This window comes from Hymenobacter sp. 5516J-16 (genome assembly GCF_022919335.1).
GTDB classification, from domain to species: Bacteria; Bacteroidota; Bacteroidia; order Cytophagales; family Hymenobacteraceae; genus Hymenobacter; species Hymenobacter sublimis.
The window spans coordinates 1056875-1075639 of record NZ_CP095058.1 but is presented as its reverse complement, the minus strand read 5'-3'; the positions used below and the strand labels follow the sequence as shown (position 1 = coordinate 1075639).

At 62.3% G+C, this 18765-nt stretch carries 19 protein-coding genes; 8 read left to right on the top strand and 11 right to left on the bottom strand.

Translation table 11 applies throughout. The features are described 5' to 3' along the window. The first annotated feature begins 108 nt into the window (after positions 1 to 108). Together MUN84_RS23595 and MUN84_RS05305 are read left to right on the top strand one after the other, a co-directional pair. Positions 109 to 792, top strand: coding sequence for a hypothetical protein (locus tag MUN84_RS23595; RefSeq protein WP_317239123.1), 684 nt, complete (start codon positions 109 to 111; stop codon positions 790 to 792). Then, the gene (locus tag MUN84_RS05305) at positions 792 to 2165 is read left to right on the top strand and encodes an alpha-amylase family glycosyl hydrolase (RefSeq protein ID WP_317239122.1); all 1374 of its coding nucleotides are present in this window, start codon (positions 792 to 794) and stop codon (positions 2163 to 2165) included. Before MUN84_RS23595 ends, MUN84_RS05305 begins: the two co-directional genes overlap by 1 nt. 95 nt (positions 2166 to 2260) lie before the next feature. Here MUN84_RS05305 and MUN84_RS05300 read toward each other — a convergent pair whose 3' ends face one another. Genes MUN84_RS05300 through MUN84_RS05290 form a run of 3 tightly spaced genes read right to left on the bottom strand, consistent with a single transcriptional unit; the run spans position 2261 to position 3881 of the window. Beyond that, on the bottom strand, positions 2261 to 2743 hold the full coding sequence (locus MUN84_RS05300) for a YdeI/OmpD-associated family protein (RefSeq protein WP_244696956.1): 483 nt from the start codon (positions 2741 to 2743) through the stop codon (positions 2261 to 2263). Then, positions 2740 to 3702, bottom strand: coding sequence for a glycosyltransferase (locus MUN84_RS05295; RefSeq protein ID WP_244696955.1), 963 nt, complete (start codon positions 3700 to 3702; stop codon positions 2740 to 2742). The genes MUN84_RS05300 and MUN84_RS05295 overlap by 4 nt, the downstream gene beginning before the upstream one ends. 5 nt (positions 3703 to 3707) lie before the next feature. Next, a complete protein-coding gene (locus MUN84_RS05290) occupies positions 3708 to 3881 on the bottom strand; it encodes a hypothetical protein (RefSeq protein WP_244696954.1) in 174 nt (57 codons plus the stop codon). A 219-nt stretch (positions 3882 to 4100) separates the two neighbouring features. On the opposite strand from MUN84_RS05290, the gene MUN84_RS05285 reads away from it, so the two are divergent. Beyond that, complete coding sequence (locus tag MUN84_RS05285) at positions 4101 to 6533, top strand: TIM-barrel domain-containing protein (protein WP_244696953.1); 2433 nt, start codon at positions 4101 to 4103, stop codon at positions 6531 to 6533. Between the two features lie 297 nt (positions 6534 to 6830). Here MUN84_RS05285 and MUN84_RS05280 read toward each other — a convergent pair whose 3' ends face one another. From MUN84_RS05280 to MUN84_RS05255, 6 genes are all read right to left on the bottom strand, one after another. Next, positions 6831 to 7661 carry an esterase/lipase family protein gene (locus tag MUN84_RS05280; RefSeq protein WP_244696952.1) on the bottom strand — a complete coding sequence of 277 codons (831 nt, stop codon included), beginning with the start codon at positions 7659 to 7661 and terminating at the stop codon, positions 6831 to 6833. Then, a complete protein-coding gene (locus tag MUN84_RS05275; protein ID WP_244696951.1) occupies positions 7661 to 7990 on the bottom strand; it encodes a hypothetical protein in 330 nt (109 codons plus the stop codon). Before MUN84_RS05275 ends, MUN84_RS05280 begins: the two co-directional genes overlap by 1 nt. Positions 7991 to 8148: 158 nt before the next feature. Continuing rightward, the gene (locus tag MUN84_RS05270; protein WP_244696950.1) at positions 8149 to 9081 is read right to left on the bottom strand and encodes a T9SS type A sorting domain-containing protein; all 933 of its coding nucleotides are present in this window, start codon (positions 9079 to 9081) and stop codon (positions 8149 to 8151) included. A 93-nt stretch (positions 9082 to 9174) separates the two neighbouring features. Then, a complete protein-coding gene (locus MUN84_RS05265) occupies positions 9175 to 10020 on the bottom strand; it encodes a rhomboid family intramembrane serine protease (protein WP_244696949.1) in 846 nt (281 codons plus the stop codon). Between the two features lie 109 nt (positions 10021 to 10129). Continuing rightward, positions 10130 to 10738 carry a hypothetical protein gene (locus tag MUN84_RS05260; protein WP_244696948.1) on the bottom strand — a complete coding sequence of 203 codons (609 nt, stop codon included), beginning with the start codon at positions 10736 to 10738 and terminating at the stop codon, positions 10130 to 10132. 46 nt (positions 10739 to 10784) lie between these two features. Next, complete coding sequence (locus MUN84_RS05255) at positions 10785 to 10976, bottom strand: hypothetical protein (protein ID WP_244696947.1); 192 nt, start codon at positions 10974 to 10976, stop codon at positions 10785 to 10787. 155 nt (positions 10977 to 11131) lie between these two features. Here MUN84_RS05255 and MUN84_RS05250 point away from each other — a divergent pair, with 155 nt between their 5' ends. The 5 genes from MUN84_RS05250 (at position 11132) to MUN84_RS05230 (ending at position 15755) form a co-directional block, all read left to right on the top strand. Beyond that, the gene (locus tag MUN84_RS05250) at positions 11132 to 11437 is read left to right on the top strand and encodes a hypothetical protein (RefSeq protein ID WP_244696946.1); all 306 of its coding nucleotides are present in this window, start codon (positions 11132 to 11134) and stop codon (positions 11435 to 11437) included. A 29-nt stretch (positions 11438 to 11466) separates the two neighbouring features. After that, the gene (locus MUN84_RS05245; protein WP_244696945.1) at positions 11467 to 11694 is read left to right on the top strand and encodes a hypothetical protein; all 228 of its coding nucleotides are present in this window, start codon (positions 11467 to 11469) and stop codon (positions 11692 to 11694) included. 127 nt (positions 11695 to 11821) lie between these two features. After that, positions 11822 to 13036, top strand: a complete 1215-nt coding sequence (locus MUN84_RS05240; protein WP_244696944.1) for a serine hydrolase — start codon at positions 11822 to 11824, stop codon at positions 13034 to 13036. Positions 13037 to 13120: 84 nt separating this feature from the next. Further along, positions 13121 to 13753, top strand: a complete 633-nt coding sequence (locus MUN84_RS05235) for a M15 family metallopeptidase (RefSeq protein ID WP_244696943.1) — start codon at positions 13121 to 13123, stop codon at positions 13751 to 13753. A 283-nt stretch (positions 13754 to 14036) separates the two neighbouring features. After that, positions 14037 to 15755, top strand: coding sequence for a glycoside hydrolase family 10 protein (locus tag MUN84_RS05230; protein ID WP_244696942.1), 1719 nt, complete (start codon positions 14037 to 14039; stop codon positions 15753 to 15755). A 110-nt stretch (positions 15756 to 15865) separates the two neighbouring features. Here MUN84_RS05230 and MUN84_RS05225 read toward each other — a convergent pair whose 3' ends face one another. Further along, positions 15866 to 17134 (bottom strand): hypothetical protein, encoded by a 1269-nt coding sequence (locus MUN84_RS05225; protein ID WP_244696941.1) that lies wholly within the window; start codon positions 17132 to 17134, stop codon positions 15866 to 15868. A gap of 31 nt (positions 17135 to 17165) precedes the next feature. Further along, on the bottom strand, positions 17166 to 18731 hold the full coding sequence (locus tag MUN84_RS05220) for a SusD/RagB family nutrient-binding outer membrane lipoprotein (protein ID WP_244696940.1): 1566 nt from the start codon (positions 18729 to 18731) through the stop codon (positions 17166 to 17168). Between the last annotated feature and the right edge of the window lie 34 nt (positions 18732 to 18765).

Here is an 18765-nt window from a genome sequence, read left to right as displayed (position 1 = left end):
ATTCCTCTCTTGGGTCAGATGTTGCGTATGTGCTTCCCGGCCGGTTTGTCCTACTAAGACTTCCCTGAATCCTGTAGCTTTGGGCCGGACCAGACTTGTGACTGCGCTATGACTCCCGACCTGCCTACTGCCCCCGGTGCTACCGAAACTGCCCCCGCGCTGCCCCTCGTGCAGCTCGACCCGTGGCTGGCACCCTACGAGCCCGTACTCCGCCGCCGCCAGCAGCGGCTACGGCAGCGCCTCTCGGAAATTACAACCCAGTGCGGCTCCCTCACCAAGTTTGCCCAAGCCCACCAGCGCCTGGGTCTCAACTACGACGCCCGCCGCCGGGGCTACTGGTTTCGGGAGTGGGCGCCGGCCGCCGAAGCCCTGTTTCTGGTGGGCGACTTCAACGGCTGGGACCGGCAGGCCACGCCCCTGACCCAGGGCCCGGAGGGCGTATGGGAAGTGTTCCTGCCCGATAAAGACTACCAGGACCGGCTCACCCACCACTCGCTCTATAAGGTGCACGTGGTAACTAGCAAAGGAGCCAAAGACCGGCTACCCGCTACCCTGCGCCGTGCCGTGCAACATCCCGAGACCAAAGACTTTGCCGCCCAGGTCTGGAGGCCGGAAACGTCCTTTGCCTGGACCGACCAGAAGTTTCGGGTGCCCAACTTCGTGCGTGAGCCCCTGATTTACGAGGCCCACGTGGGCATGGCCTTGGAGGCCGATCGGGTGGGCTCCTACCTGGAATTTGCCGCGCAAATTCTGCCCGCATTCAGGCTGCCGGCTACAACTGCCTGCAGCTGATGGCCGTAATGGAGCACCCGTATTACGGCTCCTTCGGCTACCACGTGGCCAATTTCTTTGCGGTATCCTCGCGCTTTGGCACCCCTGAAGAGCTGAAGCACCTCATCAATGAGGCCCATAACCGTGGCATTGCCGTGCTGCTCGACGTGGTTCACTCCCACGCCGTGAAAAACGAGGCCGAAGGACTGGCCGACTTTGATGGCTCCGGCGGGCAGTATTTCCACGAAGGCGCCCGCGGCAACCACCCCGGCTGGGACTCCAAGCTTTTTGACTACGGCAAACCTGAGGTGCAGCAGTTTCTGCTCAGCAACCTGCGCTACTGGCTGGAGGAGTTTCACTTCGATGGATTCCGCTTCGACGGCATCACCAGCATGCTCTACCACCACCACGGCGAAGGCGTCAGCTTTGGCTCCTACGACCAGTATTTTGGCCCGGAGGTAGACGAGGACGCCATTCTGTACCTGCAACTCGCCGCTACCCTGGTGCGGGAGTGCAAGCGCAGCGCCCTGCTCATTGCCGAGGACATGAGCGGGATGCCCGGCCTGTGCCGGCCGATTGCGGAGGGCGGTATCGGCTTTGATTTTCGCTTGGCCATGGGTATCCCCGACTACTGGATCAAGCTGCTCAAGCACACCCGCGACGAGGACTGGAACCTGCACGACCTCTGGTACACGCTCATCAACCGCCGCCTCGGCGAGAAAACCGTGGCCTACGCCGAGAGCCACGACCAAGCCCTGGTGGGCGACAAAACCCTGGCCCACTGGCTGCTGGACAAGGCCATTTATGAGCACATGCACAAGGACGATGCCGACCCCATCACGGCCCGCGGCATTGCCTTGCACAAGCTTATCCGGCTGGCTACCCTGAGTTTGGGCGGCGAGGCTTACCTCAACTTTATTGGTAATGAATTCGGCCACCCGGAGTGGGTAGATTTTCCCCGGGAAGGCAACAACTGGAGCCACTACTTTGCCCGCCGCCAGTGGGGCCTAGCCGACAACCCCGACCTGAAGTACCAGTACCTGCTCAACTTCGACCGGGCCATGATTAAGCTGGCCAAGTCGGCGCGGGTATTGGCCGGCGGCCCGGCTCACGAGCTCAACATCGACAGCCACAACCAGGTCCTGATTTTCGAGCGGAGCCACCTGATCTTCGTGTTCAGCTTCCACGTCGAGCGGAGCGTGCCCGACTACCGCTTCTACGTGCCCCAGCCCGGCCGCTACCGCATCCTGCTCACCTCCGACGACGCCGACTTCGGCGGCTTCCAGCGCATAGACACCGCCCTGACCTACGAAACCTTCGAGGAAGACGGCGTCAATAAGCTCAGCCTCTACGTCACGAACCGCACGGCCCTGGTGCTGGCGCGCGTGTCGTAGCCAACACTCAATAGAGCAAAAAGGCCAGTGGCTTCTTTCCTACGCAGGAAAGAAGCCACTGGCCTTTTTAGTGAAAGTTGGGAAAAGACCTAGAACTAGTGCCGGGTTTTACGGCCGGACTGGGCCTGCTCTAGGGCGTCCTCGATGCGCTGGGCGCGGGCTTCGGGCTTTTTGGTGCGGGCTACGCGCTGGGCCAGTTCCTTGCGCTGGGTGTAGGGTAGGGCGTCGAAGCTGACCTGCAGGCCGGCCCGTTCCAGGGCGTATTTAAGGTCGTCGGGCAGCTCAATGCCGCTGGAGTCGTTGTCACGCTCCAGCACCACGTGCACCGTGTCGGTCCAGGTTTTGTTGATGGCGTTGCGCACTTCCTTGCGGATGCTAATCATGTGCTGACCATCGCCCATGGGCACCAGGTTCAGCCGGATGGGGAAGCCATCCACGGTGCCGCGCACCGGCAGCGGGCCTTTGGTGCCGTACACCTCAGGTACGCTGAAGGGAACTACCAGGAAAACGCCGCTGTCGGCGCCGTCCATTTCCATAGGAGCATCGAATTCGTGGCGGATGGGCGGGTCGGTACTCATGCAGTAGGGGGAAAGAAAGGTGCGGCAAGCTGGCGGCCGGGCAGGCCATTTTCTAGCTGGCGCAGGGTGGTAGTAAGCGTTTCAATGTCCGTGGGGTCGAGTACTCGCAGGCGGCTACCCAGGGCCGGGTAGCGCGTGCGCAGCAGGGCGGCTACCTCCTCGGAGGCGGCCAGCACCACGTCGGCCCGCCGCAGGGTTAGGCGTTCCAGTTCCAGGGCCCAGCCCCGGTCGGCGGGGGTAGCTCGCTCCTGGGCCAGGCTGTGCACGTGCAACACCAGCGGCCGGCCCGTTTGCTGACGGATTTCCAGCGCGGCCAGCCAGGTAGGCCAGTCGGAGGCGTAAATCACGGAAAAGTTTTCCAGCAGAGCCCGGCGCGTAGCAAAGCGGGCGTACTGAATCACTTGAAAGTTGAAGTCGGCGGGGGCGGCGGAATCGGTGCCCAGGGCTGCCAAGGCTTCCGGCAGCGAGGCTAGCTGGGGCAGAACTTCGGTGGCTGGCGCGGGGGTAGGCTCCGGCACCAAGTCGTCGGCCGGCTGGCTCAAGGCCGCGGCTTCGGCTCCGTCTGGCTCGGCAGCCGCGCCGGCAAACTCGTCCTGGTTTAGCTGCAATTCCTGCTCCGATAGCTCCGGTGCTTCCGAGGCGGGAGGCGGGGTAGGCGTAGCAGCAAAAACGGCGCTGTCCTGCGGGCGCGGAGAGGGCTCAAGGTCGGGCAGCACGGCAATGGTTGTGGCAACTGGGGCCGTGGCTGCTGCCTCAGCTGCTACCGCTGGGGGCGTTGCGCCCAAATAAGGCGCTGCCGGCGCTTGCCAGGAACCATCGGAAGCGGCCAAGAAAGGCGTTGCTGCACCCGCAGTTTCGCTGGCCCCGAGGTAGGGAGCTGCCGGCCGCTGCCAGGCGCCGGGGCGCTCGTCGGGGTGGGGGTGGGGGGCACGGGCCTCGGCCTGCGTGAGGTTGGCCAAGCCCGTTACGCGGGTAGCGGCGGGGGTAGCCAGCGGGGGTGGGGCAAGTGGGGCAGCATTACCGAAAGCGGCAGGCGCCCGGCCAACTCTTGCACAAGAGCCCGCACGCCGGGCCGGTCGGCCGCCACGGGTGCCTCATTCCAGCCAAGCAACAACACGGAAAATGGAGCAGGAATCATAGAGCGGGGAAATGAGCGGCTGGCACGGATGAGGTATGGCAAGGTAGAGAAAAAAGTGCCTGCCGCCGCTTCTAATGGCAGTTTCTGAAAAAGTAGCGCGTAAGCTGCTCCGTTGTAGCCCGAATCAGTTTTACCTTGCGGGCTACTACCGGGCACTTCCGGCCGGGCCGGAATTTTTCTGCCTTCTTACCCTCTGACTACCTCCGACACCTCCCCGTAATGGCCGACAATATCCAGGAGAACAACTACATGGTCAATGACCTGGCCGCCCAATCCAAGCAGGAGTTCTACCCCGGCCGGGTAGTGCAGGGCGAACGGCAGGGCACTGACTTCATCTTCCGCTGCGACAATGGCGTGCAGCTCAGCCTGCAGGTAATTACCGATAAGGTCCTGCGTTTCCGCTACGCCACCGAGGCCGGCTTCGGGCCCGATTTCAGCTACGCCTTTCCCGCAGGGGTGCCCGCCCGCCAGGACCTAGAGTTTCTGGAGTTCCGCGAGAAGCCCGACCACTACCGCATTACCACCGACCGCCTGATTTGCGTCGTCGACAAGGAAAACCTGCGCACCCGGGTGCTCAACCGCTCGGGCCTGGTGCTGAGCGAGGACGAAAAGGGCTTCCACTGGGAGTATGAGTACGAAACCGGCAACGACATCGTGAAGATGAGCAAGCTGGTGCAGGGCGGGGCCCACTACTACGGCCTCGGCGACAAGCCCGACAACATGAACTTGCGCGGCAAGCAGTTCACCAACTGGGGCACCGATACCTACGGCTACCAGAAGGGCTCCGACCCGCTCTACAAGAACATTCCCTTCTTCCTGGGTCTGCACCAGAAAATTGCCCACGGCATCTTCTTCGATAACTCCTTTAAGGCGGGGTTCGATTTTGCCGCCGAGCGGGCCGACGTGTCCTCGTTCTGGGCCCAGGGCGGCGAGATGAACTATTACTTCATCTACGGCCCCAGCCTGCTGGAAGTAACCCAGGAGTACACCCGCCTGACCAGCCCGCCCGAACTGCCCCCGCTGTGGGCCCTGGGCTACCACCAGTGCAAGTGGAGCTACTTCCCCGAGAGCAACGTGAAAGCTATTGCCCAGGGCTTCCGCGACCGGCAGATTCCCTGCGACGCGCTCTACCTCGACATCGACTACATGGACGGCTACCGGTGCTTTACCTGGAGCCCGACCCACTTCCCGGAGCCCCAGCGCATGGTGCAGGAGCTGGCCGAAGATGGTTTCAAAACCATCGTCATCATCGACCCCGGCATCAAGATTGACCCCGACTACTCGGTGTACCAGGAGGGGCTAAAGAACGATTACTTCTGCCGCCGCGCCGACGGGCCGCTAATGAAGGGCTCCGTGTGGCCCGGCCTCTGCAACTTCCCCGACTACACCCGCCCCGAGGTGCGCGAGTGGTGGGCCGGGCTGTTCAAGGGCCTCATCCAGGAAACTGGCGTGAAGGGCGTTTGGAACGACATGAACGAGCCCGCCGTGTTCGAGAAAGGCACCTTCCCCGACGACGTGCGCTTTGGCTACGAAGGCTACCCCGCCTCCCACCGCAAGGCCCACAACATCTACGGCATGCAAATGGCCCGCGCCACCAACGACGGCGTGAAGCAGTTTGCCTACCCCAACCGGCCCTTCACCATCACGCGCAGCACCTACGCCGGCGGGCAGCGCTACTCCTCCGGCTGGACCGGCGACAACATCGCGTCCTGGGAACACCTGTGGCTGGCCAACATTCAGTGCCAGCGCCTGAGCATCTCGGGTTTCTCGTTTGTGGGCTCTGATATTGGGGGCTTCATTGATACGCCCGACGGGGAGCTGTACGTGCGCTGGGTGGCGCTGGGGGCCTTTCACCCCTTCTTCCGCACCCACAGCTCCGGCGACCACGGCGACCAGGAGCCCTGGTCGTTTGGGGAAAACTTTGCTGAGCTAGCGAAGGGCTTCATCGAGTTACGCTACCGCTTGCTGCCCTACATGTACACCACGTTCTGGCAGTACAACCAGCAAGGCACGCCCATGCTGCGTCCCCTGGCCTTCCTCGACCAGGCCGACACCGATACCTACCTGCGCATGGCCGAGTTCAGCCTCGGCGACCACCTGCTGGTGTGCCCCATCACCCAGCCCGGCGCCGATGGCCGCTGGATGTACCTGCCCCGTGGCGAGTGGTTCTATTACTGGACCGACGAGCCCAAAACCGGCGGGGCCGAAGTATGGGCCGCCGCCGACCTGACCCGCATTCCGCTCTTCATCAAGGCCGGCGCCGTGGTGCCCATGTACCCGCTGATGCAGTACGTAGGCGAGAAAACGGTGGAAGAAGTTACCCTGCACGTGTACTACAAGCAGGGCTCGGAAACTAGCGTCCTCTACGAAGACGGGGGCGAAGGCTACGGCTACCAGCAAGGCCAGAGCACCACGCGCCGTTTCACCGTAACGGGCTCGGAGAAAGGCCTGCTCCTGCAACAAACCATCGAAGGCGACTTCCAGCCCGCCTGGGCCACCTACCGCGTAGTGCTGCACGGGTTGCCCTTCGCTGCCGCCGCCTTCAGCACCGATGGGCAGCCCGCCGAAGCTGCCGAGGTAACCACCGAAACCGGCCTCACTTTGCCGGGCGTGGTAATAGGCGCCAGCTTTACGGAGCTGGTAGTAGGGTAGTCTGCTTTTACTCCCTCGGTCACCCGGAGCAGAATCGCGCATCAAGCCCAAACGAAGAACTTATCACCTGAGAATAATGGTCGTGACAACGTCCTGTTGCAGTGTGCTGAGTCCTTCGTTTGGGTTTGATGCGCGACACGTTTAGGACACGATGTAATGGCAATGCTTTTTATCCGCTTGATGGCTGTGTTTTCACTGGCCAGGTCGCCTCTCAGCGGATAGTCTTTGCACCTTTAGTTGCACGGTGCCGCCTACCGCTGGTGGCCTGTGCGGGTTAGCGGCTGGCCCTGAACTAGGTTACTCCGCTAGCCGCTCCCGGATATACTGATAGACTTCCGGATTGCTGAGCAGGGTACCGTGGTGCAACCGCGGATATACGCGGGTAGTGATTCGCAAATCGGGCGGAGCGGCGGGGTCGCGGAAGATGCGGCCGCGGGCACTGCCGGCTCCTACCAGTCCGTCGCCGAAGTAGTCGTGCAGGGCCGAATCAACGGTTTTCATGAGGGAGCCCACCAGCACGTGGTAGCGCACCCCGGGCAGGGGCGGCACCACCGTGCGGGGCGGAAACAGATCGTCGGCGTGCTCGTTCTGCCAGTCCTCGTCGGTCAGGCGAGCGAAGCGTAGGTCCTTAATGCCGTTGCTACGCTTGTCAATCAGCCCACTAATAGCGCGGGTCGGCCAGATATTAATTTTGCGCAGAATCAGGGCCGTCAGGTGGCTGTTTTGCTCCAAAAAAGAGCCATCGTTGGGCACGCCCAGCAGAAACACGTCGCGCAGGTAAGGCAGCCACTCGCCCGCCGGTTCGGGGGCTACGGTGGCTAGCCCAGGTTCAAGGGCAGCTGATGAAGCCGCGGAAACGGAGTGCTCCTGCGCGGCGTAGTAGCCCGCTGAGCGGATGACCAGCCCGCCCATGCTGTGGCCGATCAGCACCAGCTCGCCGACTGCTGCCGGGAAGGTCTGGACCAACTCGGTAAGGAGCTGATGCAGACGACGGCCGTTTTCCGAAATGTGCAGGCCGGAGTTGTAGCGCACGTACAGGCAGTTGGCGCCCAGCTCCTGTTGCAGGCGGGGGCCGAAGCGCACATCTTCCGGGCCGGCGCCGGTTTGCCAGATGATTTCGTCGCCCATCAGCCCGTGCAGAAAGACCACCGTTTTGCGTCCCCTACCCTCGGGGCGGGCCCTAGCCGCAGGTCCGCCACGGCCACATCGGCCTCGTGGCGGCGGAAGCTCATCTGAATAGCCCGGCGGTCGTGGCGGGCCGCTAGCTGGTCGCCGAAAGCTCCGTTGAGCACTGGCAGCGTAAAGTGCAGATTCTCCTGACCAATGCGGTAGAGCAGGCCCGCTCCGTTGAAGGGGGCCTGCGCGGCGCGCCCCACTGCTGCCGCCACCCGCCGCCAGCGCGAAGGCTGTTGGTTGGGGCCGCCAGAGAGTTCAGCCGATTCCTCAGGTTCAGTCATAGCGGCAAAGGTAGGGAGCCCCGAAAACGTGCGCTGATCTAAGAAAGATGCGAAAGGTTACCGGTGCCTTGCGGGGTAGGGCGGGGCTTCGGTTCAACAAAAAGCCCCGCCGCGGCGCAAAGCCAGCGGCGGGGCCGTATATCTATAGCACCCAAAAGTTACTGTATCACCAGCTTGCGCGTCACTAGTCCGTCGGGGGTTTCCAGCTGCAGCAGATACACGCCGCTGCGTTGCTCCCGCAAATCAACCAGCCGGCCGCGCGCGACGCTCAGCGGAGCCTTGCCCTGGCGCAGCACCACGCGGCCCGTGGCGTCCGTAACCGTAAAGGGCGCCGTGGAAAGCGCGGCATCGGTTAGTGAGGCCAAGGAAAACTCGCCGGTGGTGCTGGGGTTGGGGTACACCTGCAGCGCCGATTCGGTGACCGGGTTGCGGGTAGCCGTAATGCTACCGGTCAGTTGAATATCGTCGACTAGGAGGACGGTGCCTTCGTGCAGCTCGTCCGCAATGCCAGAATCAATTTCTATCAGCATGGAATCGGGGGAGATGCCAAGCGGGGTATAGTCAAAGGGCTGACTGACGAGGGTATAAGCTGCCGCTGGCGGGAGGATAAGCTCACTACTGGCAATTAACTGGGTAGTGCCGCTTACGTTACGTGTTAGCAGAGCCCCGGCAAAGGCGGAATCGGCCCGTGCATCGGGGCCCGTGAGGCGGTACCAGAACTGCAGGCGGGCCGGCCGTGAGGTGTACGGCGTGCCAAAGCCCTGCGGCGTGCCCGTCACCAGCACTCCGGGTACTACCAGCGGCCGAGTGCTACCTATGTCGATGTTCGTTAGCTCGGCGGCAAATGTCCCCTGGCGCACCGTCGTAGATTTCTCCACAAACCCGACGTTTGGGAGCACCTGCTGCACCAATGGCTCCAGAATGTCTTCGGTCGTAACCCAGCTCCGGGGTACCTCGCGCTGAGCTGCGTTGCGAATTTCCCAGGTGTCTAGGTTTCCGTTAGGAACCGGCGCGGGCGACTGCGCCAGCGCTGCCGAGCTGGTGGTCAGCAGGCCTATTCCGGCCAAAAAAGAGCGTAGCAGATGGCGCATAAGGGCAACAAGTGAGGTGAATGAAAGGGAATACTGGCAATTTAAAAGAATCAATAGTATAGTAGCGGGTTACGCTAGTCTAATTTCCATACGCTACTCCATATTCGGCCGGGAAGATGCGGATGGGGGAGCCAGTAAACCCAACAGGCTGCCGGTAAGCAGGCCACCTACGTGGGCAGCGTTATCGGTGGTGTGGGCTTGCAGGCCACCAGCCAGGCTACTGGCTAGCAGGTAGAAAACAAACAGCAGCATGGTGTAGCGCCCGGTCCGGGTGAAGGTAGCGGGGCGCCGCACCAGGGTAGCGAGCAGCAAGCCGTACCACCCGAAAATTGCCCCCGAGGCCCCCACGGAATTTAAGCCCTGAGAATGCCAGTACCAGCTCAGCAGGCTGCCGCCTACCCCGCTCAGCAAGTAGCCCACCACCAGGCGGCGCCCACCCACGAAACCCTCGGCAAGCAACCCCAGAAACACCAGGGAGGCCATGTTCAGCAGAAGGTGGGCGGCGCCCCCGTGCACAAAGCAGCTGGTGAGCAGGCGCCAGGGCTGGGTAGGGGTTAGGGGCGAGAAGTTGGAACCCCAGCGCACCAAGTCGGCCCCGGCGGGCTGCCAGGCATGTACGCCGGTGGCTACCATGGCTAGGTACACCAGCACGTTCAGCCAGAGCAGCAGGGGCGTTACCCGGTAGCCGGGCCGGGGCCAGCTCACGCCCCGCAAGGCGCGCCAGGCCAGGGTGCCCGCGCTAAGTTCGGGTGCTGGCACTTCGGCAGGGCGCGGCAACGGGCCGGCGGGCAGCTCATCCGGAATCAATCCGCGCCGCTGCAGCTCGCGCACGGCGGCTTGGCCTACCACGGGCGGGTACTGGTGGGCGTGCTGGGCCAGGTAAAGCAGCTCAGCGTCCGTCTTCTGGGCGAATAAGGCAGCGGGGTCGGGGGCAGACATACGCAGGAAATACAACGAGGCCGCGCCCGCTACAAAGCGCCGGCGCGGCCTCGTTGGCGCGTCATAAACCCTGCCAGCCCCCGCCCACCTGACAGGATTGCGCCCGCGCCTACAGCTCCGTGATGTTGCCGCGCAGGGGCTGCTTGCGTTGGTAGTGGCCGCGCAGTTCCTCGGCCAGGCCAGTGGCTTCCTGGTTTACCTTCTCCTCCTGCGGGTCCAGTAGCTGCATCTGGGCCTCGTAGCGGGACTTGAATACCTGCAGGGAGCTACGGCGCAGGGTTAGGCCCTGCTGCATAAGGTTCAGGCGCTCCTCCATGATAGCGGTTAGGTGCTGATTGTAGGCCTTAGCCCGCATAAACCAGGTAATGCGCTCTAGCGTGAGGTCAACCTGCCCAGGAAAAACGGCCGTTACGGCCCCGGTGCGGGCTTGGCTGGTGAGGTGGGCCGCGGCGTTTTCTGCCAGCCAGTAGCGCCGGGCCATGCGCAGGTAGCGGCCGGTGGCGGTAGTGTCGGCGCGGTCGGCGGCCGGGAGCAGGCGGCGCAGCTCCGCCACTTGGGCAGCCGTTTTGGCTTCGAAATCGGGTAGGCGCTCGGTTTTTACGGCTTCCAACACAATGGGCTCGGCCTTTTTGGCTGCTACCGATGCGGGCGGCGTAGCAGGTTTCGTTGGAGTGTGCAGGCCCCACCAGCCCAGCCCCAGCACCGCAGCAACCAGCACGCCGGCTGGCCACCACCGGGCCCCGGCAGAGGTTTCGGGTGCTGACTCAGGGTAGGCAGACTCTGGGGCAGCAGTGGCCTCCGGGGTAGGGGGGGCGGCAGGCTCGCCCGCGGCGGCGCAGCTCCCGGCCGGCTTCGGCTACCAAAGAAGGATGGTACAACTCGGGGTGCTGCACCAGGAAAAGCAGCTCCTCGGTTGGTTTTTGCAGGAAAGAGTCGGGGATAGAAGAGGCAGCCATGCCGAGGTAACAAACGGATAAGGGTGTAAAATCCCCCAAATTGGTAAAAAACGCCCGGACTACCGCTGCCTCCTTCCCAACGCGGCCGCCGGGCTTGCGTATAGCCAAAGCCGGGCCCCACCCGCCCGTTTCCTTCATCTTTACGCACCTTCCTCATGGATACTCCCCGCGAAGAACCCCTGGACGCTAGCTCCCTGCCGAACCGGCCCGACGCCCTCTCCAACGACAGCCAGCCCGAAGGCCGCATCTTTCCCGGCAGCCACGATACCGGCCTTAACGCCGATGATAACTCCGGCAGCGGCGGCACCGAAGGCGGCCAAGCCATCAGCGGCGCCCGGGTGCGCTCCGGTGCTCCCAACTACGACGCTCCCGGCAACGCCCAGGACGGCGACGTCGGCGGTAATACGGCCAGTGCCGGCACCGGCGTATCGGGCGGCGAAACCGGCAAGGTAAACCTCTAACAATCAGCTTTTACCCTACTTCCTCTATCATGGCTAACGACCAAAACACCCCGCAACCCCAGGGCCAGCCGGACAGCAACCCCGCTACTACCCCAAACAACCCGCCACCACCCAAGAGGAGCTGGCAAACGACAGCGGCGCCGGCATCCGCGGTGGCTACGGCGACAGTGACCAAACCAACGGCCTGGAAGGCGGCGGCCAAACCAAATCGGACCGCTCCGACATCCAGCAATCAGCCCAGGAATAGCTTGCCCTGACAAGCCCTGGTAGCTACTCCCACGTTGCCCGCTCTAGGGCGCTTGACCTTCATGTAAGGCCAGGCGCCCTAGAGCGGGCAACGTGAATTTATAGCGTAGTTGGGGGTTGCTGTGTACTTTGCTTCTGATGAGAAAACACCTCTGCTGGCTACTGGTGAGCTGCCTGTTGCTACCCTTGGCTCAGGGACGGGCCCAGAACCCCTTGCGCCAGTTGCTGCGGTCCGATTCTGTGCTGGCGCCCGTGCTTGGGCAGGCCGCTGCCCACCGGGTTCAGATCCTGTACACCCAAATCCGCCGCGACTCCCAGGGCCGGGCGCACTTCCGGAGCTACGGCTACCGGTTGCGCCCGCGGGAGTACTTCTATCCGGCCAGCTCCATCAAGCTCCCAACTGCCGTGCTGGCCCTGGAAAAGCTACACGCCCTGAGCGCGCAGGTGCCGGGCCTAACCAGCGAATCGCCCTTGCGCATTGACTCGGCCACCTGGGGACAAACACGGGTAGTGCGAGACACCAGCAGCCAAACTGGCCGGGCTTCTGTAGCCCACTACGTGCGCAAAGTGCTGCTGGTAAGCGACAACGACGCCTTCAACCGGCTTTATGAATTTGTAGGCCCGACGGGGCTGGTGGCTGGTCTGCGCCGCCACGGCCTGCGGCACACGCTGGTGCGCCACCGCCTTTCCGTGGGCGACCAGGACTCCACGGCTCGGCGCGCTAACCCGCTGGCTTTCTTTGCGGATACCAGCCTTACCCGTCCTTTGTACTTACAACCGGCCGCTACCTACGCCAGGCCCTGGCCCCGGCAGCCGAGGCGGGGCTGGCGAGTAGGGCGGGCCCACCTGCAAGGCAGCACGCGGGTAGAAGACCCACTGGATTTTCGCAGCAAAAACACCACTTCCCTACCTGACTTGCAGCGCACCCTGCGGGCCGTGCTCTTTCCCGAAACGGAGCCCGCGCGGCGACGTTTCCAGCTGGCTCCCGCCGATTATGCCCTGCTGCGAGACTACCTGCACCGCCTCCCCCGCGAAAGTGCGGCCCCCCGCTACCCAGTGGCCCAGTATCCGGATAATTACGCCAAATTCTTGCTGGCTGGCGGACCCGCGGGCCCGCTCCCGGCCGGCGTGCAGATCTACAACAAAATAGGCCAAGCCTACGGCTTCCTGGTTGATAACGCTTACATCACCGACTCAGCGCGCGGGGTAGAGTTTCTGCTGAGCGCCGTAGTATACGTAAACCAAGACGGCGTGCTCAACGACGACCAGTACGAGTACGATACGGTGGGTTTGCCCTTTCTGCGGCGCCTGGGCCAGCGCGTGTATCAGTATGAATTGCAGCGCCGCAAATAAGCCGAAAAAGGTAACGGTAGCGCTTAGTTGAGCGTAAGAGCGTCCATTATTCTTGTCCAGTACGGCTCCGGGCCCTTGTGTATAATGTCTGCCAATCCGTTTGGACTAGTTCTGATCAGCTCCCCTGAAGAGTACCACCAGCGGGTAGCCGCAGATGCTGAGCACCAGCTCGTGAATCTGCTGGACCTGATTCCGGATCTGGTGCTTGATATTCGGTACGCTACCTCCCGCAACCTGCTGGGCGAGGCAGTGTATCCGTCGGCGAAGGCCTACCTGCGGCGGCCGGTGGCCGAGGCCCTGCAACGGGTGCAGCAGGCCCTGGCGCGGCAGGGCCTGGGCTTGTGCGTGTACGACGCCTACCGCCCCTACAGCGTGACGGTGCGCTTTTACGAGCACATCCGCGACGAAAACTTCGCCGCTCCTCCCTGGCGCGGCTCCCGGCACAACCGCGGCTGCTCCGTGGACGTGGGCCTAGTGGAGCAAGCCACGGGCCGCCACTTGCCCTTACCCACTGATTTCGATGAGCTAAAGCCCGCCTCGCATGCTACCTTCAGCGAGTTGCCTAACCACGTTATCCTGAACCGTAGCACGCTGCTGGCGGCCATGAAGCGGCAGGGCTTCGTCAATTACCCCAAGGAGTGGTGGCACTTCGATTTTCACCGCTGGGCCGATTTTGACCTACTAGACCTCTCCTTCGAAGCCCTGGACATGCGCTGAGTGAAGGAGTGAGGGAGTGAGTGAAGTAGCATATACCAGTACGTCATCCTGAAGCGGTAGCCGAAGGACCTTCTCACGCATAAACGAGTCGTTGTTACGACTGTCGTGCTGACGTGAGAAGGTTCTTTGCTGCACTCAGGATGACGTACCATTTATTTACCGGCTTACTCATTCACTCACTCACCATTTCACTATTTCACCAACTCACCGTTCGTAACTTCGCGGGGATGTTTCGATTACTTGCCGCCGGCCGTTTCCTGTTTGCCCTAGTTCTGAGTGTGTATTGCCTAGTCGCCAGCCAGCCGGCTGGTGCCGCCGACGGGCCGCCCAAGCGGGAGTTGCGCGGGTCTGGATTGCCACCGTGGAGAATATTGACTGGCCTAGCTCCCGCAGCCTTACGCCCGAGCAGCAGCGCCGCGAGTACCGCCGCATGCTCGATGACCACCAGCGTAGCGGCATCAACGCCCTGTTCGTGCAGGTGCGCCCCGCTTCCGACGCCTTCTACCAGAGCAGCCTAGAGCCCTGGAGCAAGTGGCTGACGGGCCAGCAGGGCAAGGCACCCGCGCCCTACTATGACCCTTTGCCCTTCCTCATCGAGGAAGCCCACAACCGGGGCATGGAGTTTCACGCCTGGTTTAACCCCTACCGCGCCACCATGGACACCGTGACGCGGCGACTGGCCCCCAACCACCCTTACCGCAAGCACCCCGAGTGGTTTCTGCGCTACTCCGGCAAGCTGCTTTACAACCCTGGCCTGCCCGAAGTGCGCAACTACATCAGCGAGGTGATTCTGGACGTAGTGCGCCGCTATGATATCGATGGCGTACACTTCGACGACTACTTTTATCCCTACCCCGAAGCCGGGCAGGTAATTCACGATGAGGACGCTTTTGCCCGCTTCAACCCCGATGGCCTTAAGCTGGCCGACTGGCGCCGCCAGAATGTGAACACCCTCATTCACGAACTGCACGACACCATTCATCACACCAAGCGCTGGGTAAAGTTCGGCATCTCCCCCTTCGGGGTGTGGCGCAACCAAAGCACGGATCCCAATGGCTCGGCCACCAAGGCTTTCCAGGGCTACGATGGCTTGTACGCCGATGCTCTGGAGTGGCTGCGTCAGGGCTGGGTTGATTACGTGCTGCCCCAACTGTACTGGAGCACCGGCTTTCGGGTGGCGCAGTACCCCGTGCTGGTGGAGTGGTGGGCCCGCAACAGCAACGGCCGCCACCTCTACATCGGGCACGGGGCCTACCGCATGTCGGAGAGCACGAAGTCGGACACCGTATGGCGCAACCCGCGCGAGCTGCCCCGGCAAGTGCGCCTGAACCGCACCTTTCCTACAGAGGTAAGCGGCAGCGTGTTCTTTAGCTCGAAGTCCTTGATGGCCAACGTGCTGCACACTACCGATTCGCTGCGTCAGCACGAATTTCGCTACCCGGCTCTAGTGCCCACTATGCCCTGGCTTGATGCCGTACCCCCGCGCCCGGCTCAGAACCTGACCGTCGCGACGGAGGCCGCCGCCAACACCCTGACTTGGCAGCCCGGCCCTGCCGCCGCCGATGGTGACCAGGCCGCCTACTACGCCCTCTACCGCTTCGCCGACGACCAGACGCCTACCCCGATGACCCCCGCAATCTGCTTACCGTATTCCGGCCCAGCCTGGCCGCAAGCTAAATTTTGTAGACACTACAGCCCGCTCCGGGCGCGCTTACGCCTACTATCTCACCGCCTTCGACCGCCTGCACAACGAAAGTCGGCCTATCTCGGTGCGCACTACTGGCCGCGCCACCGAGGTAATTGTGGCCCAAACGGCCCCGCCCGAATCCGCGCCGTCGCCTGCCGCACCGGCTCCTGTCCCCAGCCCAATGCCCCCGGCCCGGCCTACGCCACGCCCACAGCCCCGCGCCCAACCACCACAGTCAACTCACCAACTAAGGTCAAAGTCAAGACCAAGCCTAAGCGCCGCGGCTTATTTGAGCGCATATTCGGCCGGCGGTAACAACGCATCTCCCGCGGGTAAGCAGCTTCCGGAAGAAAGCCAGCAAGTAAAACAAAAAGGGAGGCCTGTGTGCGGGCCTCCCTTTTTGTTGGATAAATACGCCGGAAAATTTACAGCGTACGGTACTCAAACTTCACGCGGCCTGTGGAGCCAGCGGTACTGGGTTTTACGCCTGTAATGCGCAAGAGCATCATTTCGCCGGTGCCCCGTACGCGCACGGCGTACACGTCGTTGACGGCTACCGTGCCCAGGTCGGCAAGGTTAGCGGTGGCGTTTTGGTAGAGCAGGTTGCCGACTGTGTTGGCAGTGGCCGTGTTGTAAAAGCCGGTGGCTAGGGTAGCGGCGGGTACCTTGTAGTAGCGGGTGCCGTTGGCGGCGCTCAAGGAAACCGTACCGCCCGAAATACCACTAACCAACAGGTCCTTGGCCGTAACCGGGTTAGCCGCCGGCTCGTTGAGGGCGGTTCGCAGGTTAAACGCCAACGAGTCGGGGGAGGAACTGGAGCCAAAGCTGACGCGACCGGTTTTTAAGCCGGCAAACGCAGTAGGCTGCGCCACGGTAATCGGAGCTGAAATGATGGTCGTGGTCTGGGTTTGGGCAAAAGCTACGAATACGAACTGGATAGCAGTACCAGCCGTGCGAACTGGCACGCGCACGTCCACGGTGCGGTTGGTGGCTGCCCCGTTGGAAGGAGCCGCTACTACGCCCAGCCGGAAGCTCTGACCCGCGGCGTTGCGGTAGCCGTAGGCCAGGCTGTCCACGTTCTTGAAAAGCGTAGCCGTAGAGGTAGCCGGCGGCGTAGGCAGCACTCCAATTCCGCCTTCGTTAATCACCAGCGAATAGCCAATAATATCGCCTTCGGCCTGAGCGGTGGCGGTTAAGCCGTTGCGGTAGGTGGCAGGGGTAGTCCCAAACTTCAGGGTAGGTGTGGCTGCCACCGTGTAAGTAAAGCGGCGCATGCGCTTGCCGCCATTGGCGAAGTTCATGGTCACATCCACGCGCACGGGCGTCTTGTTGGCCAGGGTTGTCGGCACCACGTAGGGCACCATCTGGGTAAAATACTGGGTGGTTTGGTTGAGCTGTCCGTTGGCCGGGTAGGTGCCTACTACCGCCGAATCCTGCCGGTTAACCACCTGAAATACGGTAATGTCTTTCAGATTATCCGTGGGGTTGTAAGCTACGCTTAACGGCACTGTTTCGCCGGGGGCGTATTTAGTAGCAAGGGTGTTAATAGTCGCGAAGCCCGGCTCGGCCGCTATCTGGTAGTGGTCATCGAAGGGTTCTTTTTCGCAGCTGGCAGTTGCTAGCCCTGCCAGGGCCAGGAAAGCGCCCGGCAGCAGGCGCCGCCAAGAAGAGGTGAAAGCAGAAAATATCGTCATCAGAAAGAGAAGTACAGATGGAGGAGGAGAATTAGGGACGGTCCCACCACAGGGGCTTGCTCACGTAATCGTCGTTGGAAGTGGCCTGCACATCGGAGAACAGCTTGGCTACAGCCTGCGGATTATACAGCACCTCCGTGGCGCCGGGCAGCATGCGGCGGGGCCACCGGTCCTTGTAATCAGCTTTGCCCGCCAGCGTGGCGTTGGCGTTGTTGGGGTAGCGCAGGTTCACGTAAATAGTAGGGTCAAAATCCAGGCGGCGCAAATCCGACCACGACTCTGGGTTCAGGAACATGGCAATGTACTTCTGCTCCATAATGCGCTTCAGATCCAGCTGGGCCTCATTCTGGGCCACGGCCGCGCTGGCTAGGTAGGCGTCAATCTGGGCTTGGGTGATGAGCGGGAAGGTCACGGCCGGGTTGCCGTTCGAGCCGCCTACCCCAATCTTCTGCATGTGGGCCCGGATGCCCGCGCGGTACGCGTTAAGGGCCCGGCCTTTGTCGCCGGCCCGGAACGCCGCTTCGGCCTCAATGAACTTCAGCTCGTGGAAGGTCATCACCTCGAAGTAGCCCAGGTCGCGGGCGTACCAGGAGCTGTAGAAGTCGGTGAAGCCGTTTACAATGTTGGCTGTGGCCGCCTGGGCTACGCCGGGGTCGTTGCCGGTGCTGGTGGCCGTGGCCATAATGGGCAGGCGTGGGTCAATCACGCCGGGATAGGCGGCCCCACCCACGTTGCCGTTCAGGTACTTGATGATGTTGGTGGAGAAGGTAGCCGTAGCGTAGTTATTGCGCGTGGTCCCGAAAATGTTGGTGGTGGCCGTAAGCGGGGCCACAGCCTGGATAAACTGAATCTGGGCGTCGTCGGCCGAGCTGGTCATGCTCTTGCCTACCAGGTCCAGAATCTGCTGGGGGTTGTAGGAGCTTTTCTTTACCAGGTGGTTAAGCTGGCGGGCCTTCAAGCCGTTGGCAAACCGGATCCACTTCTGCGTGTCGCCCCGGAACAAAATGTCGCCGGAAACGCTGGGCGAGGTCACGTACAGGGGGCGGAAGTTTTCTGCCGCCGGCTTCTGCATCAGGGCAATGCCCTCGTCGCAGAGTGTCAGGATGGTCTGGTAAATCTGCTCCTGCGGGTCGTACTGTGGGGTGTAGTTCTGGGCCCCTTTAAACGCCTCGGTGTAGGGAATGTCGCCGAGCATGTCGGTGGCGTGGGCTAGGTCCATGGCCAGCATAATCTTGCCGGCCCCAATGTAGTAGGGCGAGCCTTCCTGCTCAGCTGCCGCCGTCATTGTTGGGATGGTGCCCGCCGAGTAAAAGTAGGTGTAGTTAAAGGTGTTGGTGCTGTTGGCGTTGCTAAGCGTAAACTGGTCGGTGCTGCTAGCCGGCGTTTTGCGCACCGTGTACTGGGTAATGTAGGTAGTCGTCAGGGAGGTGAACATCTGCGTTTGAAAGCCCTGCGAAATAATGCTGGGCAGCAGGAAGTTCGGGGTCGACGTAATGGGGTTGTTGGGGTCGGTATTCACGTCCAGGAAACTTTCGCAGGAGGTGAGGCCCAAGCCTCCACCCAGCGCCAGGCCCAGCAAGAGAAGATATTTTTTCATTGAGTTGAGTTGTTGAGGTAGGGTAGCGTAGGGC

Excerpts from the sequence above, each read along its gene's own strand:
- MUN84_RS23595 (WP_317239123.1), top strand. The coding sequence starts at position 109 with ATGACTCCCGACCTGCCTACTGCCCCCGGTGCTACCGAAACTGCCCCC.
- MUN84_RS05305 (WP_317239122.1), top strand. The coding sequence starts at position 792 with ATGGCCGTAATGGAGCACCCGTATTACGGCTCCTTCGGCTACCACGTG.
- MUN84_RS05300 (WP_244696956.1), bottom strand. The coding sequence starts at position 2,743 with ATGAGTACCGACCCGCCCATCCGCCACGAATTCGATGCTCCTATGGAA.
- MUN84_RS05290 (WP_244696954.1), bottom strand. The coding sequence starts at position 3,881 with ATGATTCCTGCTCCATTTTCCGTGTTGTTGCTTGGCTGGAATGAGGCA.
- MUN84_RS05285 (WP_244696953.1), top strand. The coding sequence starts at position 4,101 with ATGGCCGACAATATCCAGGAGAACAACTACATGGTCAATGACCTGGCC.
- MUN84_RS05280 (WP_244696952.1), bottom strand. The coding sequence starts at position 7,661 with ATGGGCGACGAAATCATCTGGCAAACCGGCGCCGGCCCGGAAGATGTG.
- MUN84_RS05275 (WP_244696951.1), bottom strand. The coding sequence starts at position 7,990 with ATGACTGAACCTGAGGAATCGGCTGAACTCTCTGGCGGCCCCAACCAA.
- MUN84_RS05270 (WP_244696950.1), bottom strand. The coding sequence starts at position 9,081 with ATGCGCCATCTGCTACGCTCTTTTTTGGCCGGAATAGGCCTGCTGACC.
- MUN84_RS05265 (WP_244696949.1), bottom strand. The coding sequence starts at position 10,020 with ATGTCTGCCCCCGACCCCGCTGCCTTATTCGCCCAGAAGACGGACGCT.
- MUN84_RS05255 (WP_244696947.1), bottom strand. The coding sequence starts at position 10,976 with ATGGCTGCCTCTTCTATCCCCGACTCTTTCCTGCAAAAACCAACCGAG.
- MUN84_RS05250 (WP_244696946.1), top strand. The coding sequence starts at position 11,132 with ATGGATACTCCCCGCGAAGAACCCCTGGACGCTAGCTCCCTGCCGAAC.
- MUN84_RS05245 (WP_244696945.1), top strand. The coding sequence starts at position 11,467 with ATGGCTAACGACCAAAACACCCCGCAACCCCAGGGCCAGCCGGACAGC.
- MUN84_RS05240 (WP_244696944.1), top strand. The coding sequence starts at position 11,822 with ATGAGAAAACACCTCTGCTGGCTACTGGTGAGCTGCCTGTTGCTACCC.
- MUN84_RS05235 (WP_244696943.1), top strand. The coding sequence starts at position 13,121 with ATGTCTGCCAATCCGTTTGGACTAGTTCTGATCAGCTCCCCTGAAGAG.
- MUN84_RS05225 (WP_244696941.1), bottom strand. The coding sequence starts at position 17,134 with ATGACGATATTTTCTGCTTTCACCTCTTCTTGGCGGCGCCTGCTGCCG.
- MUN84_RS05220 (WP_244696940.1), bottom strand. The coding sequence starts at position 18,731 with ATGAAAAAATATCTTCTCTTGCTGGGCCTGGCGCTGGGTGGAGGCTTG.